The sequence below is a fragment of the Modestobacter sp. VKM Ac-2983 genome (assembly GCF_026967885.1).
Taxonomy (GTDB): domain Bacteria; phylum Actinomycetota; class Actinomycetes; order Mycobacteriales; family Geodermatophilaceae; genus Modestobacter.
Genome location: NZ_JAPVBK010000001.1, coordinates 882,042 through 895,180, shown reverse-complemented (window position 1 = coordinate 895,180; position 13,139 = coordinate 882,042). Strand labels below are relative to the sequence as shown.

Sequence of the window (13,139 nt, the reverse complement as noted above, 5' to 3'; positions counted from 1 at the left end):
CCGTCGCGCTCAGCCGGTGAGGACGTGCACCAGCGCGCCGGCCGCACCGGCCAGCACCAGGACGACGATGAACGGCGCCCGCAGCGCGAGCGCCACCGCGGCCACCGCCAGCCCGACCAGCCGGCCGTCGACGACCAGGTCGGGCCCCGACGTCGCGGCCTGGACGGCGACCAGCGCGGCCAGCAGCGCCGCCGGCACGAACTCCACCACCCGGGTCACCCACGGCCGCTCGACCCAGGCCGCGGGCACCGAGAGCCCGGCCAGCTTCAGCAGGTAGCAGCCCAGCGAGCCGACCAGCACCACCGCCCACAGCATCCCGGTGCTCACGCGGCCCCCTCCCGTGGAGACGTCGCCGTCCGCGGCCGACCGGCCAGCGCCACCGCGACCACGGCCAGCACCACCTGCACCCCGGCCGGCACGAACGGGGTGAGCGCCAACGCGATCACCCCGCCGCCGAGGGCCACCCGCCGCTGCACGCCCGGCTCCCGCGCCGAGCGCTGCAACCGGGGCCACAGCAACGCCAGGAAGGCCGCCGGCACGACGGCGTCCAGCGCGGCCTGCGCCGTCTCGCCCAGCGCCGCGGCGCCCAGCGACCCGATCAACGTCGTGACGTTCCAGCCGAGGTAGATGGTGGCGCCGGTGACCCAGAACGCCAGCCGGCCCAGTTCCCGGTCCGGTGCGGCCACCGCCATCGCCGTCGTCTCGTCGATCACCCAGTGCGCCGCCCCGGCCCGGCGCAGCCAGCCCCGCGGCGCCAGCATCGGGGCCAGCCGGACGCCGTAGACGGTGTTGCGGGTGCCCAGCAGCAGGGCGCTGCCCACGGCGGAGAACGCTCCCCCGCCGGCACCGAGCACGCCGATCATCGCGAACTGGGAGGCGCCGGTGAACATCAGCGCCGACGTCGCCACCGCCTGCCAGGTGTCCAGCCCGGCCCCGGCCGCCGCCGCACCGAAGGCGACCCCGTACAGCCCCACCGCCACGCCGAGCCCGACGGCGTCCCGGAGCGTGGCGGTGCGGGCGGAGGACGGCACCCGCCGACCCTAGGGCTCTCGGTCGGCTGGCTCACACCCGCTGACCCGGGGCGAGCTGACCAGCCGCCGTACAGTGGGGGTCGCCCGCGCGCGGGCCCCCGCAGGGGCCCGGAATCCGCAGGCTCCCCGTCGAAGGAGACACAACGCGCATGTCCGACACGCTGACCGGATCCCCGGAGCTGGATGCCGTGAACGCGGCGCTGGCGACCGTCCAGGATCCCGAGATCAACCGTCCGCTGCCCGAGCTGGGCATGGTCAAGGACGTGCAGATCGGCGTCGGCGGCGACCCGGGCGCAGTGCGCATCGAGGTCTACCTGACCGTCGCCGGCTGCCCGATGCGCGAGACCATCACCAACCGCGTCACCCAGGCCGTCTCCGCGGTCCCCGGCGTCACCTCCGTCCAGGTGGGCCTGGACGTCATGAGCGACGAGCAGCGCACGGAGCTGCGCAAGACGGTCCGCGGCAGCGACACCGCCGAGCCGGTCATCCCCTTCGCCCAGCCCGGCTCGCTGACCCGGGTCTACGCCGTCGCCTCGGGCAAGGGCGGGGTCGGCAAGTCCAGCGTCACCGTCAACCTCGCCGCCGCGCTGGCCAAGAAGGGCCTGTCGGTGGGCGTCGTGGACGCCGACATCTACGGCCACTCCGTGCCCCGGATGCTCGGCGTGGACGACAAGCCGACCCAGGTCGACAACATGATCATGCCGCCGCAGTCCTACGGCGTGAAGGTCATCTCGATCGGCATGTTCACCCCGGGCAACACCCCGGTGGTCTGGCGTGGCCCGATGCTGCACCGCGCGCTGCAGCAGTTCCTCGCCGACGTGTGGTGGGGCGACCTGGACGTGCTGCTGATGGACCTCCCGCCTGGCACCGGTGACGTGGCGATCTCGGTGGCCCAACTGGTGCCCAACGCCGAGATCCTGGTCGTGACGACGCCGCAGCTCGCCGCCGCCGAGGTGGCCGAGCGGGCCGGTGCGATCGCCACCCAGACCCACCAGCAGGTCGTCGGGGTCGTGGAGAACATGTCCTGGCTCGAGCTGCCCGACGGCTCCCGGATGGAGGTCTTCGGCTCCGGCGGTGGCCAGGCCGTCTCCGACGCGCTCACCAAGACCCTCGGTGCGCGGGTGCCGCTGCTGGGCCAGATCCCGCTGGACACCCGGCTGCGCGAGGCCGGTGACGCCGGTGCGCCGATCGTGCTCGCTCAGCCCGACGCCCCCGCCGCCCAGTCGCTGTCCGCGATCGCCGACGCCCTCGCCGTCCGCCAGCGCGGGCTGTCCGGCATGTCGCTGGGGCTGACCCCGGTCAAGCGCTAGTCACCCTCGGCACGACAGAGGCCGGTCACCCCGCGGGGTGACCGGCCTCTGCTGTTCCCGACCCCGTCCAGGGGCCCGCCCCGAGCCTGCGAAGGGTGGGGAGGACGGGGTCCCTGCTCAGGTGGCGTCGACGTCGAAGGGCGGCGGGGTGCTCGTGTCCCGGCTGCCGGTCATCTGCCCTGCCGTGGCACGGGCCGTGGCGGCGGTCGCCCCGGCGGCGGTCGCCCCGGCGGCGGTGCTCCCGGTGCGGGCCGGTGCGTCGTCGTCGCCCATCAGCTGGGACCGGATGAAGGTCTTCGGGTGGTACTGCCGCAGGTCGATGTCCCGCAGGTGGTCGAAGTCGTCGCCCAGGGTCTCGTGCAGCTGCCCACGCACCCCGGTGACCGCCTCACGTGCCTTCTTCAACCCGCTGGCCGCGTCCTTGGCCAGCGTGGGCAGCCGGTCGGGGCCGAAGATGAACAGCGCCGCCAACGCCAGGACGACGATCTCGCCCCAGCCGATCGAGTCGAACACCGCTCCTCCTCGCGCCCACCGCGCACCGCGGTCGTGTCCAGCGTAGGTGGACCGGCTTGCCGCCAGGCGACCCGCGGCCCAACAGAACGTGTCGGGGCTCAGGCCACGCCGAGGGTGACGTCGACCTCGCGGGAGCTGCCGCCCCGCACCAGCTCCAGGGTGACCGTGTCGCCCGGCTCGTGCGCATCGACCTCGACGGCCAGCTCCTCTGAGCTGCGCACCGGCTCCCCGTCGACCGCGATCACCACGTCCTGCTCCTGCACGCCGGCCTCGGCGGCACCGCTGTCCGGTTCGACGTTGAGCACCAGCGCCCCGTCGCGGGTGCCGTCGGTGACCGTGCGGGCGTTCACCCCGAGCGAGGCGTGCACGGCCGTCCCGGTGCTGATCAGCTCCTCGCTGATGTCCCGCACCGTGTCGATCGGGATGGCGAAGCCGAGGCCGATCGAACCGCCGGTGGTGCCCGCGCCCGCCACCGAGGCGATCGCGGTGTTGATCCCGACGACCGCGCCGGTGGCGTCGACGAGGGCACCTCCGGAGTTGCCCGGGTTGATCGGTGCGTCGGTCTGGATCGCGCTGATCACGGCGTTGGTGTCGCTGCCCTCCCCGGACAGTCGCACCGGGCGGTCCAGCGCGCTGACGATGCCGCTGGTGACCGTGCCGGCCAGGCCCAGTGGTGACCCGATGGCCACCACGGGGTCGCCGACGACCAGGTCGCTGACGCTGCCGAGCGACGCCGCAACCAGGCCCGGCTTGTCCACCTTGAGGACGGCGAGGTCGCTCGCCGGGTCGCGACCGACGATGCGGGCGGTCGAACCGCTGCCGTCGCTGAAGACCGCGCGGATCTCCGCGCCCTCGACGTCGGCCGCACCGGAGATCACGTGGTTGTTCGTGACGATGTAGCCGCCGTCCGCGTCCACCACGACCCCCGACCCGGTGGCGCCTGCGCTGGCCAGCCGGACCTCGACGGAGACGACGGCGGGCATGATCCGGCCGGCGATGTCGGAGATCGAACCGGGCTCCCGACTGGTGCCCGGGGACACCTCGGAGAGCTGGGTGCCCTCGGCCAGCAGCGGCGCCTCGTCGGCCGTCCGGCCCAGGTACCAGGCGGTCGTGCCACCGACCATGCCGACCAGCAGCAGGCTGAGCAGCGCCAGCACGGTCAGCCGGACGGAGAGGTCACGGACCCGGACCTTGCGGCGGCCCTGCGGGTCCAGCACCACCGGGCCGGGCTGCTGGGGCTCCTCGGGGTACTGCGCGGGCGCACCGAGCGCGGCGGGGGCGTGCGGGTCGCGCCACGGGTCCGCCGCGGCGTCGGGCTTCCAGAACGGGGCGGCCGCGGTGCGCCGCCGCGCGGGACGGCCACCCGGGGGCTCGCCCAGCCCGGTGGCCCCGTCCCGCGGCGCGAACGCCCGCAGCACGGCCTCCGGCGGCGGCGGGGGCAGCGGCCGGGGTGCGGGCACGGGACGGTCGGCGCCGAAGGACCCCTCGACCGCGTCCGGCCGGCCGAAGGCGGCCCGCTGCTCGGGCTGGGGGGCCGGGGCGGGCGGGGTGTGCGGCTGCAGCCGGGAGTCGGTCGGTGCGAAGGCGCCCGTCGTCCCCGCGGGGCGGGCGTAGGCCGCCGCCTGCTCCTCGGGCCGGCCGGGGGCGTGGTCGGCGTCCGGGAGCGGTGAGCCCACGTCGGACGGCTCGGTGCCGGGCGTCGCGCTCAGGGCGTCCCGCCATCCGCCACGCCGGTGCGGGAACCGACGGTGAACGCCCGCACCACCGGCGGGACGATGTCGGTGCGTTCGGTCGGCGCCGTGTACCGGACAGGGCCGGCGACCGGCTCCCGGCTCGGCAGTTCCGCGGTGGGCAGGTTGACGGCGAGCACCGCGACGCCCAGACCGAGCCCGGCCAGCGCCCCGGTCATCCCTCGACGCAGCCAGCGGGCGCCGCCGTCGGAACGCGGTGCCGTCTCGGTGGGGGCCAGCGGGATCGCCCAGGAACCACCCGCACCCGTGGCGGTGAGCCCGTCGGCGCCGGCGCTCAGCTGACCCAGGCCGCCGCCGGGGCCGGCGGTCGTGAACGGGATGGCCTGCAACCGGGAGAGGAGGTCACCGGGGACCGCGACGTCGACGCCGTGTCGGAGCGCGTCCTTGGCCTCGCGCTGCGCGGCGACCGCCATCCGGCACTGCGCGCAGCCGGTCAGGTGCCGGGTCGCCCGGTTCGCTGCGCCGCCGGAGAGCTCTCCGTCGACGAGCGCGGCGATCGCCTCCTGGGCGAGGTGGCTCTCCGGGATGCTCACGACACCTCCACGGCGGGGACGGGCCGACCCGGGGCGAGGTGGGCCAGCGCCTCGCGCAGCTGCACGCGACCACGGTGGATGCGGCTGCGGACGGTGCCCAGCTTGATGCCGAGGGTCGCCGAGATCTCCTCGTAGGTGAGGCCCTCGATGTCGCAGAGCACGACCGCGACCCGGAACTCCGGGGACAGCGCGTCGAGGGCGGCCTGGATCTGCGGGTCGAGGTGGGTGTCCGCGTACACCTGCTCCGGGGACGGCGCGGAGCCGGGCAGCCGCTCGGTGTCCTCGGGCAGGGCGTCGAAGCGGATGCGCTGCCGCCGACGCACCATGTCCAGGAACAGGTTGGTCGTGATCCGGTGCAACCAGCCCTCGAAGGTGCCCGGGGAGAAGTCGGCGAGGGAGCGGAACACCCGGACGAAGGTCTCCTGGGTGAGGTCCTCGGCGTCCTGCTGGTTGCCCGAGAGCCGGTAGGCCAGCCGGTACACCCGTGCGGAGTGGTCGCGGACGACCTGCTCCCAGGTGGGCGCCACCCAGCCCTCGGCCGCGGCGGCCGCGGGCTCGAGGTCGGCGGGGGCCGCCGACCCGGTCGCGGAGGGCTCGGTCACGGACCCAGGATCGCAGACGGCCGCGCTCGGCACCTCCCCTGCAGGGGTGGACCGCTCGGCGGAGCGCTGGCTGGTGGTACGCGAGAGACGCACGTCCAGTGCAACGGTCGGGCGCGGCCGGTGTTCCCGCACGGAGCAGACACACAGCCGGTTGCCAGGCAGCCGGCCAGGTCGGCCCGGCCTCCCGCACCCGGCCGGGCGCGGGCCCCACCCCCGCCACTACCCTCGCCCGGTGACCAGCGTTGCCGGACCGCCCCCCACCGGCGGCACCCCGACCGACGCGGCGGCCTATGCCGACGGCTTCGCCGCCGAGACCCCCGCCCAGGTGGCCGCTCGCCAGCGCGCCGTGACCTCGGCCGATGCGTTCGGGACCCAGGTTCCGGTCGAGCCGGCCGTGGGCGCGACGCTCTCCGTGCTCGCCGCGGCCTGTGACGCCCGCTCGGTGGTGTCCATCGGCAGCGGCGGCGGGGTGGCCGGGCTCTGGCTGCTCCAGGGGATGCGCCCCGACGGCGTCCTCACCGCCCTGGACGCCGACCCGGCCGAGCTGCGTGCGGCCCGGCAGGCCTTCACCGAGGCCGGCATCCCCAGCGGGCGCACCCGGCTGATCTTCGGCACGCCCGGCGAGGTCCTGCCGCGACTGTCCCCCGGCGCCTACGACCTGGTCAGCTGCGCCGGCCCGCCCCTGGAGTACGCCGGCAACCTGACCGGCCTGCTGGGACTGATCCGGCACAGCGGGTCGCTGATCTGCCACGGCCTGCTCGCCGAGGACCGGATCGCCGACCCCTCGGCCCGGGACGCGCAGACCGTCGCGTGGCGGGAGATCGCCCGGACCCTGAGCGAGGACGAGACGCTGACCTGCGCGGTGCTGCCGATCGGCACCGGCCTGCTGGTCGCCACCAAGCGCACCTAGGTGTCCTGACCGGGCCGGAACGGGAACTCCGCCTCCGCAGCCCACGGCCCGCCCAGGTACCGCCACAGCCCCAGGCCGCGGGCGGTCACCGTCTGCGGCACGAAGGACGCGGCCAGCTCGGCGTGCAGCGCCCGCGCGGTGTCCGGGGCGACCTTGTTCTGCACGGTCACGTGCGGGCGGGACCACTGGCGGTCCTGCGGGGTCAGCCACGGGTCGAAGGCGTCGGCCAGGCCGGCGCGCAGCGTCGTCAGTTCGGGTGCCGACAGGTCCAGTGCGACGCCGCGCCCGAGGAAGCGGACGCCGGTGACAGCCACCGCGAACCTCGACCGCGCAGCCACCGCCGCCAGCTCCCGGCCGACGGCCGCCCGGTGCTCGCCGGGCAGCGCATGGAACAGCGTCACGTGCGCCGCCAGCCAGTTGCGCTCGGGCGGGAAGTGCGCTGCCCGGAGCCGGTCGAACCGCTGCTGCGCAGCCTCGTCCAGCAGCAGCGTCACGATCAGCGGCGGCTGCACGGTGGTCCGGTGGGCGGCGGGTCTAGTGGATGGCGCGGGAGCCCTTGCCCAGGACGGTGATCCCGCTCGCGGTCACGTGGTACCGCTCCCGGTCCCGTTCGGGGTCGACACCGATCTGCGCACCGGGTGGGACGACGACGTTCTTGTCCAGGATGGCGCGCCGCACGACGGCGCCCTCACCGATGTGGACGCCGTCCATCAGCACGCTGGCCTCGACCCGCGAACCGCGCTCCACGCGCACGTTCGGTGCGACCACCGAGCCGTGCACCGACCCGCCGTCGATGATCACCCCAGCGCTGACCATCGACTCCTCGGCCCGGCCGCCCAGCACGAACTTGGCCGGCGGCAGCATCGGCGGCAGCGTGTAGATCGGCCAGCGGTCGTTGTAGAGGTTGAAGATCGGGCTGACCGACACGAGGTCCATGTGCGAGTCGTAGTAGGCGTCCAGGGTCCCGACGTCGCGCCAGTAGCCGTGGTCGCGCTCGGTCTCCCCCGGCACGGCGTTGCTGCTGAAGTCGTAGACGTAGGCGTCGCCGGCCTCGGCCATCATCGGCATGATCGACCCGCCCATGTCGTGCACCGAGTTCTCGTCGGCGGCGTCGACCCGCAGGGCCTCCAGCAGCGCGTCGGTGGTGAAGACGTAGTTGCCCATCGAGGCGAAGGTCTCGTCCGGGCTGCCCGGCATCCCCGGCGGGTCGGCCGGCTTCTCCAGGAACTGGCGCACCTTGCCGTTCTCGTCGGCGTCGATGACCCCGAAGGCGGTCGCCTCATGGCGCGGCACCCGCAGGCCCGCGACGGTCACGCCGGCGCCGGTGGCCAGGTGCTGGTCGATCATCTGCGACGGGTCCATCCGGTACACGTGGTCGGCACCGAAGACGACGACGATCTCGGGACGGTCGTCGTAGATCAGGTTGAGGCTCTGGTAGATCGCGTCGGCGCTGCCGGTGTACCAGCGCGGGCCCAGGCGCTGCTGCGCCGGGACCGGGGTGATGTAGCTGCCCAGCAGCGTGGACATCCGCCAGACCGTGGTGATGTGCCGGTCCAGCGAGTGGCTCTTGTACTGGGTGAGCACCGCGATCCGCCGGATGTCGGCGTTGACCAGGCTGGAGAGCACGAAGTCGATGAGCCGGTAGTTGCCCCCGAACGGGACGGCGGGCTTCGCCCGGTCCTGGGTCAGCGGGGCGAGCCGCTTCCCCTCACCACCAGCAAGGACGATTCCGAGCACCCGAGGACCAGCACGCATGGACGGACCGTAACGGTTCGGCCGGGCCTTCGCCCCATCTGCTGGGCACCTCCACCACCTAGGGTGACCTCGTGCGCGTCGGAGTGATCACCAGGGAATGGCCGCCGGACGTCTACGGAGGGGCCGGGGTGCACGTCGAGCACCTCGTCGCGGCCCTGCGTGGCCTGGAGCAGGGGCCGGAGCTGGACGTCCACTGTTTCGGTGGTCCGCGTGCGGACGCGACCGGCCACGGGGTGCCCGCGGGGCTGCAGGCCGCCAACGGCGCGCTGCAGGCCGTCGGCATCGACGTGGAGATCGCCGCCGCGCTGGCCGACGCCGAGCTGGTGCACTCGCACACCTGGTACGCCAACCACGCCGGGCACCTGGCCTCGCTGGTGCACGGCTCGGCGCACGTGGTGACCGCCCACTCCCTGGAGCCCCGCCGGCCGTGGAAGGCCGACCAGCTGGGCGGGGGCTACCGGCTGTCCTCCTGGGTGGAACGGACCGCCTACGCCTCCGCCGACGCGGTGATCGCGGTCAGCCGGGGCATGCGGGCCGACGTCCTCGACGTCTACCCGGACCTGGACCCCGCGAAGGTCGTCGTGGTCGGCAACGGGGTCGACGCCCAGGCCTACCGGCCGGTCCAGGCGCCCGACGTCGTCCGCTCGGTCGGGGTCGACCCCGACCGGCCGTACGCGCTGTTCGTCGGCCGGATCACCCGGCAGAAGGGGCTGGTGCACCTGCTGGCCGCGGCCGAGCAGCTGCCGCCCGAGGCCGGCCTGGTCCTCTGCGCGGGCGCACCCGACACCCCGGCCGAGCGGGCGCAGGTCGCCGACGCCGTGGCCGAGCTGCAGACCCGCCGCAGCGGCGTGGTCTGGATCGAGCAGATGCTGCCCCGTGAGCAGCTGGTGCCGCTGATCACCGGGGCGACGGTCTTCGTCGTCCCGTCGGTGTACGAGCCGCTGGGCATCGTGAACCTGGAGGCCGCTGCCTGCGGCACCGCGGTCGTGGCCAGCGCCGTGGGCGGCATCCCGGAGGTCGTGGACGACGGCCGCACCGGGCTGCTGGTGCCCTACGACGCCGAGGACCCGGCCGCCTTCGCCGCGGGGCTGGCGGCGCGGATGGCCGAGCTGCTCGCCGACCCCGACCGCGCCGCCGCGATGGGCGCGGCCGGCCGGGAGCGGGTCCTGGCCGAGTTCGGCTGGCCGGCGATCGCCCAGCAGACCGCCGAGGTCTACGAGTCGGTGCTCGCCGCCCGCCGCTGAGCGGAACCGCTCAGCCGTCCTCGTGCAGGACGGTGCGCGCACGCCCGGCTGCCTTCGCCCGGTACAGCGCACTGTCGGCGCGGCGCATGAACTGCGGGGTCGGCTCCCCCGGCTCGTGCTGGGCGACGCCGATCGACAGCGGCACGCCCGCGCAGGCGACCCGCAGCTGCTCGACCACCGCCAGGGCAGCCGGGCCGGCGTGGGCGGGCAGCAGCAGCGCGAACTCGTCCCCGCCGTGCCGGGCCAGCACCGATCCGCGGGGCACCCGCGGCAGCCACTCGTCGGCCACGGCCCGGAGCAGCTCGTCGCCTGCGGCGTGCCCGTGCCGGTCGTTGATGGACTTGAAGTGGTCGATGTCCACCAGCGCCACGGACAGGTCGGTGCCGGTGCGCAGGGCGACCCGCACGGTCTCCTCGAGCGCGTCGTCGAAGCCGCGCCGGTTGGCCAGGCCGGTGAGCCCGTCCAGGCTGGCCGCCGAGGCGCGCCGGGCGAGGGTCGCGACCACCAGCCCCATCGCGGCCATCACGACGGCCAGTGCGACCACCGGGCCGGCCGCCACCCCGCCCAGGGCGAGCACGACGGTGCACGCCCCGATCGCGGTGCCCAGGTACGCGGACGCCACCGGGAGCGCGAAGAGGAAGAACGCCGCCACGGCGATGAACAGGTACATGCCGGCCAACGCCACGGCCGAGGTCTCGTCGGGCGCCGCGTAGACGACCGCGCTGATCAGTGCGGTGCCCAGCAGCACCATCAGGTGGAACACCGACCGCGGCAGGTGGTGACCCCAGCGGATCACTGCGCCGCCGGCCAGCAGCGCGAGCGGACCGATCACCGCCAGCACGGGTGAGATGCCGTCGTCGCCACTACCGCCCAGCAGGACGATGGCGAGGACCGCGAGCCCTCCGGCCACGTACAGCGCCCCGATGACCGGGCCGGTGACGCGAGCGCTCGCCACCTCGGGTCCGCTGCGCATCCGTTCGTGCCGCCTTCCGGATCGAGGTGCGGGGGGTCTCAGGAGCCGGCCGGGTGGGAGAGAACGGTACGAGACCGGCGAGTTCCGTTGCGGGCAACGTAGTCGCCTGCCGCCGACGGCCGGCCCGGTTCGCGGCGCCACCTCACCCGGATCGGTCAGACGCCTCGGCCGGCCCGGTGGTCGATCTCGGCAGCCAGCGCCGTCAGCGCGCCGACCACCCGCGCCACCACCCGCCGCTCCGCCCGGTCCGGGCGCAGCAGCGCCTCCACCCGACGCCCGGCCGGCACCCCGGTCAGCCGCAGCAACCGCACCCCGGGGAAGGCGGGCGCGGTGTGCCGGGGCAGCAGCGAGATCCCGTGCCCGGCCGCGACCATCGCCGTGGCGACCGTGAAGTCGTTGATCCGGTGCGCGATGCGCGGTGCGGCTCCGGATCGCGCCGCCACCGCGGCCAGCACCGGCGCGACGGGGAAGCCCTCCCGCACGGTGATCCACGCCTCGTCGGCGAGCTCCTCGGGGCTGATCGCCACCCGATCGGCGAGCCGGTGCCCCGGGCTCACCGCGACGTCCAGCGGTTCCCGGAACAGCGGCACCACGCGCACGCCGGGAGGCCAGTCCGCGGCGCCGTCCGGACGGTGGGCGACCACCACGTCGAAGCGATCGGTGAGGTCGGGGAAGTCGGCGAGCGCGACGTCCTCGTCGGCGCACTGCAGCGTCACGCCGTCCCACCCGGCGACCGCATCGAGCAGCCGGGGGAAGACCAGCTGCGCCGCGCTCTGGAACGCCGAGACGCGCACCGTGCCGACGGGTGAGTCCCGGTGGCCCTGGCAGGCCGCGCGGGCCCGCTCCACCGCGACGGCGACGTCGACGGCGGCATCGGCCAGCGCCGTCCCCGCCGGGGTGAGCCGCAACCCGCGCCCCACCCGCTCGGTGAGCGGAACGCCCATCTCCGCGGTCAGCCCGGCCAGTTGCTGGGAGACCGCCGACGGCGTCAGGTGCAGCACGGCGGCGGCCGCGGTCACCCCGCCCTGGCTGCGGACGGCGCGCAACGTCTCCAGGGTGCGCAAGTCCATGTAGCCAGTCTGCAAGGACGGTCAAGTCCTCTTCACTGGAGTTGCACGGCGCCGGGCGGCAAGCTCACCCCGTGCCCCGTCGTGACCGCCTGCTCGCCTGCCTCGTCGCCGTGCTCTGGGGGCTGAACTTCACCGCCATCCACCTGTCGCTGCAGCAGTTCCCGCCCTTCGCCCTGGTGGCGCTGCGGTTCGCCCTCCTCGCCGTCCCGACGCTGTTGTTCGTGCCGCGCCCCGACGTCCCGCTGCGCTGGCTGATCGGCTACGGCACCGGGTTCGGCGTCCTGCAGTTCTTCTTCCTCTACCTGGCGATGGACACCGGCATGCCGACCGGGCTCGCCTCGCTGGTGCTGCAGTCCTCGGCGCCGTTCACCGTGCTGCTGGCCGGGCTGCTGCTGCACGAGCGGCTGACCGCCCGCCAGCTCACCGGCATCGGCACAGCCGTCGCCGGGCTGGGCGGCATCGCCCTGTACCGGGCCGACCTCGGGGGCACCGCGCTGGCGCTGCCCGTGCTGCTCACCCTCTGCGGCGGGCTGGGCTGGGCGCTGGGCAACCTCTGCGCCCGGCAGGCACGGGCGTCCGAGCCGCTCAAGCTCACCCTCTGGATGAGCGTGGTGCCCCCGCTGCCGATGGCCGCGGTGGCCCTGGTCGCCGAGGGCCCGGAGGCGATCGCCCGCTCGTTCACCACGCTGGGCAGCCAGCAGGGGCTGCTGGCGCTGGCGGGGCTCCTCTACACCGTCGTGGTGGCCACCCTGCTCGGGTCCGGGCTCTGGACGGCGCTGATGGCCCGGCACCCGTCGAGCACCGTGGCCCCCTTCTCGATGCTGGTGCCGGTGGTCGGCATCGGCACCTCGTGGCTGGTGCTGGGCGACACCACGTCACCGGTGGAGCTCGGCTGCGGCGCCCTCGTCGTCGCCGGGGTGCTGCTGGCGACGACGACCCGACGGACCCGTCCGGGGGTCCGTCAGGGCCAGATGGAGGCGACGATGATCGCCGAGACGGCCAGCGTCGCGCCGGCCGAGACCAGGCTGGCGGGGTGGAAGGCCACCTCGGTGAGGTGCTGGCCCAGCCGCCCGGGGGTGAGCAGGTCCAGCAGCAGGAACGCCAGCGCCTGGAGCAGCACGCCGAGCAGCCCGAACACCACGGTGTAGAGCAGCGCCCGCCCGAACCCGCTGGTCGCGTTGGTCCAGATGGTGGTGAACGCGATCGCGCCCTGGCCGAGGAACCCGGCCGCCAGCGCGATGCCGGCGTTGACCGAGCGCTCCTCGTAGATGTGCCTGGCCAGGTGGCCGGGGGTGAGCAGGTCGAGAGCGAGGGCGCCCACCACGAGCAGCATGATGCCGACGCCGGTGTAGGCGACGGCGTAGCCGATGCTGGCCAGCACAGAGGACCTCCGGGATGGGGGACAGCGGAGCGCTGAGCCTAGGGCCATCACCACATCGCCCCGTGG

At 74.7% G+C, this 13,139-nt stretch carries 14 protein-coding genes and 1 pseudogene; 4 read left to right on the top strand and 11 right to left on the bottom strand.

Annotated elements, in window-relative coordinates:
- Positions 1 to 9 precede the first annotated feature (9 nt).
- Both O2W18_RS04230 and O2W18_RS04225 read right to left on the bottom strand, forming a co-directional pair.
- Positions 10 to 327 (bottom strand): AzlD domain-containing protein, encoded by a 318-nt coding sequence (locus O2W18_RS04230; protein WP_269186309.1) that lies wholly within the window; start codon positions 325 to 327, stop codon positions 10 to 12.
- Entirely contained in the window at positions 324 to 1,031 is a 708-nt protein-coding gene (locus O2W18_RS04225) for an AzlC family ABC transporter permease (RefSeq protein ID WP_269186308.1), read from the bottom strand. Before O2W18_RS04225 ends, O2W18_RS04230 begins: the two co-directional genes overlap by 4 nt.
- 149 nt (positions 1,032 to 1,180) lie before the next feature.
- Here O2W18_RS04225 and O2W18_RS04220 point away from each other — a divergent pair, with 149 nt between their 5' ends.
- Positions 1,181 to 2,341 carry an Mrp/NBP35 family ATP-binding protein gene (locus O2W18_RS04220; RefSeq protein WP_269160581.1) on the top strand — a complete coding sequence of 387 codons (1,161 nt, stop codon included), beginning with the start codon at positions 1,181 to 1,183 and terminating at the stop codon, positions 2,339 to 2,341.
- Positions 2,342 to 2,458: 117 nt separating this feature from the next.
- Here O2W18_RS04220 and O2W18_RS04215 read toward each other — a convergent pair whose 3' ends face one another.
- The 4 genes from O2W18_RS04215 to sigE form a co-directional block, all read right to left on the bottom strand.
- Positions 2,459 to 2,854 (bottom strand): twin-arginine translocase TatA/TatE family subunit, encoded by a 396-nt coding sequence (locus O2W18_RS04215; RefSeq protein WP_269186307.1) that lies wholly within the window; start codon positions 2,852 to 2,854, stop codon positions 2,459 to 2,461.
- Between the two features lie 98 nt (positions 2,855 to 2,952).
- Entirely contained in the window at positions 2,953 to 4,530 is a 1,578-nt protein-coding gene (locus O2W18_RS04210) for a S1C family serine protease (RefSeq protein WP_269186306.1), read from the bottom strand.
- Positions 4,531 to 4,559: 29 nt separating this feature from the next.
- Positions 4,560 to 5,138, bottom strand: a complete 579-nt coding sequence (locus O2W18_RS04205) for an anti-sigma factor family protein (protein ID WP_269186305.1) — start codon at positions 5,136 to 5,138, stop codon at positions 4,560 to 4,562.
- Positions 5,135 to 5,740: an RNA polymerase sigma factor SigE gene (gene sigE / locus O2W18_RS04200; RefSeq protein ID WP_269160577.1), complete on the bottom strand. Its 606-nt coding sequence runs from the start codon at positions 5,738 to 5,740 to the stop codon at positions 5,135 to 5,137. Before sigE ends, O2W18_RS04205 begins: the two co-directional genes overlap by 4 nt.
- A gap of 232 nt (positions 5,741 to 5,972) precedes the next feature.
- Here sigE and O2W18_RS04195 point away from each other — a divergent pair, with 232 nt between their 5' ends.
- A complete protein-coding gene (locus tag O2W18_RS04195; protein ID WP_269186304.1) occupies positions 5,973 to 6,650 on the top strand; it encodes an O-methyltransferase in 678 nt (225 codons plus the stop codon).
- On the opposite strand, the gene O2W18_RS04190 is transcribed toward O2W18_RS04195, so the two are convergent.
- Both O2W18_RS04190 and glgC read right to left on the bottom strand, forming a co-directional pair.
- Entirely contained in the window at positions 6,647 to 7,162 is a 516-nt protein-coding gene (locus O2W18_RS04190; RefSeq protein ID WP_269186303.1) for a 2'-5' RNA ligase family protein, read from the bottom strand. The genes O2W18_RS04195 and O2W18_RS04190 overlap by 4 nt on opposite strands.
- A 22-nt stretch (positions 7,163 to 7,184) precedes the next feature.
- A complete protein-coding gene (gene glgC, locus O2W18_RS04185) occupies positions 7,185 to 8,405 on the bottom strand; it encodes a glucose-1-phosphate adenylyltransferase (RefSeq protein ID WP_269186302.1) in 1,221 nt (406 codons plus the stop codon).
- A 71-nt stretch (positions 8,406 to 8,476) separates the two neighbouring features.
- Here glgC and glgA point away from each other — a divergent pair, with 71 nt between their 5' ends.
- Entirely contained in the window at positions 8,477 to 9,649 is a 1,173-nt protein-coding gene (gene glgA, locus O2W18_RS04180) for a glycogen synthase (RefSeq protein ID WP_269186301.1), read from the top strand.
- Between the two features lie 10 nt (positions 9,650 to 9,659).
- On the opposite strand, the gene O2W18_RS04175 is transcribed toward glgA, so the two are convergent.
- A complete protein-coding gene (locus O2W18_RS04175; protein ID WP_269186300.1) occupies positions 9,660 to 10,604 on the bottom strand; it encodes a GGDEF domain-containing protein in 945 nt (314 codons plus the stop codon).
- A gap of 173 nt (positions 10,605 to 10,777) precedes the next feature.
- A complete protein-coding gene (locus tag O2W18_RS04170) occupies positions 10,778 to 11,692 on the bottom strand; it encodes a LysR family transcriptional regulator (protein ID WP_269186299.1) in 915 nt (304 codons plus the stop codon).
- A 71-nt stretch (positions 11,693 to 11,763) separates the two neighbouring features.
- On the opposite strand from O2W18_RS04170, the pseudogene O2W18_RS04165 reads away from it, so the two are divergent.
- Positions 11,764 to 12,612 (top strand): annotated as a pseudogene (locus O2W18_RS04165) (EamA family transporter); the annotation flags it as partial.
- Positions 12,613 to 12,653: 41 nt separating this feature from the next.
- On the opposite strand, the gene O2W18_RS04160 reads toward O2W18_RS04165, so the two are convergent.
- Entirely contained in the window at positions 12,654 to 13,073 is a 420-nt protein-coding gene (locus O2W18_RS04160; protein WP_269160570.1) for a DUF350 domain-containing protein, read from the bottom strand.
- Between the last annotated feature and the right edge of the window lie 66 nt (positions 13,074 to 13,139).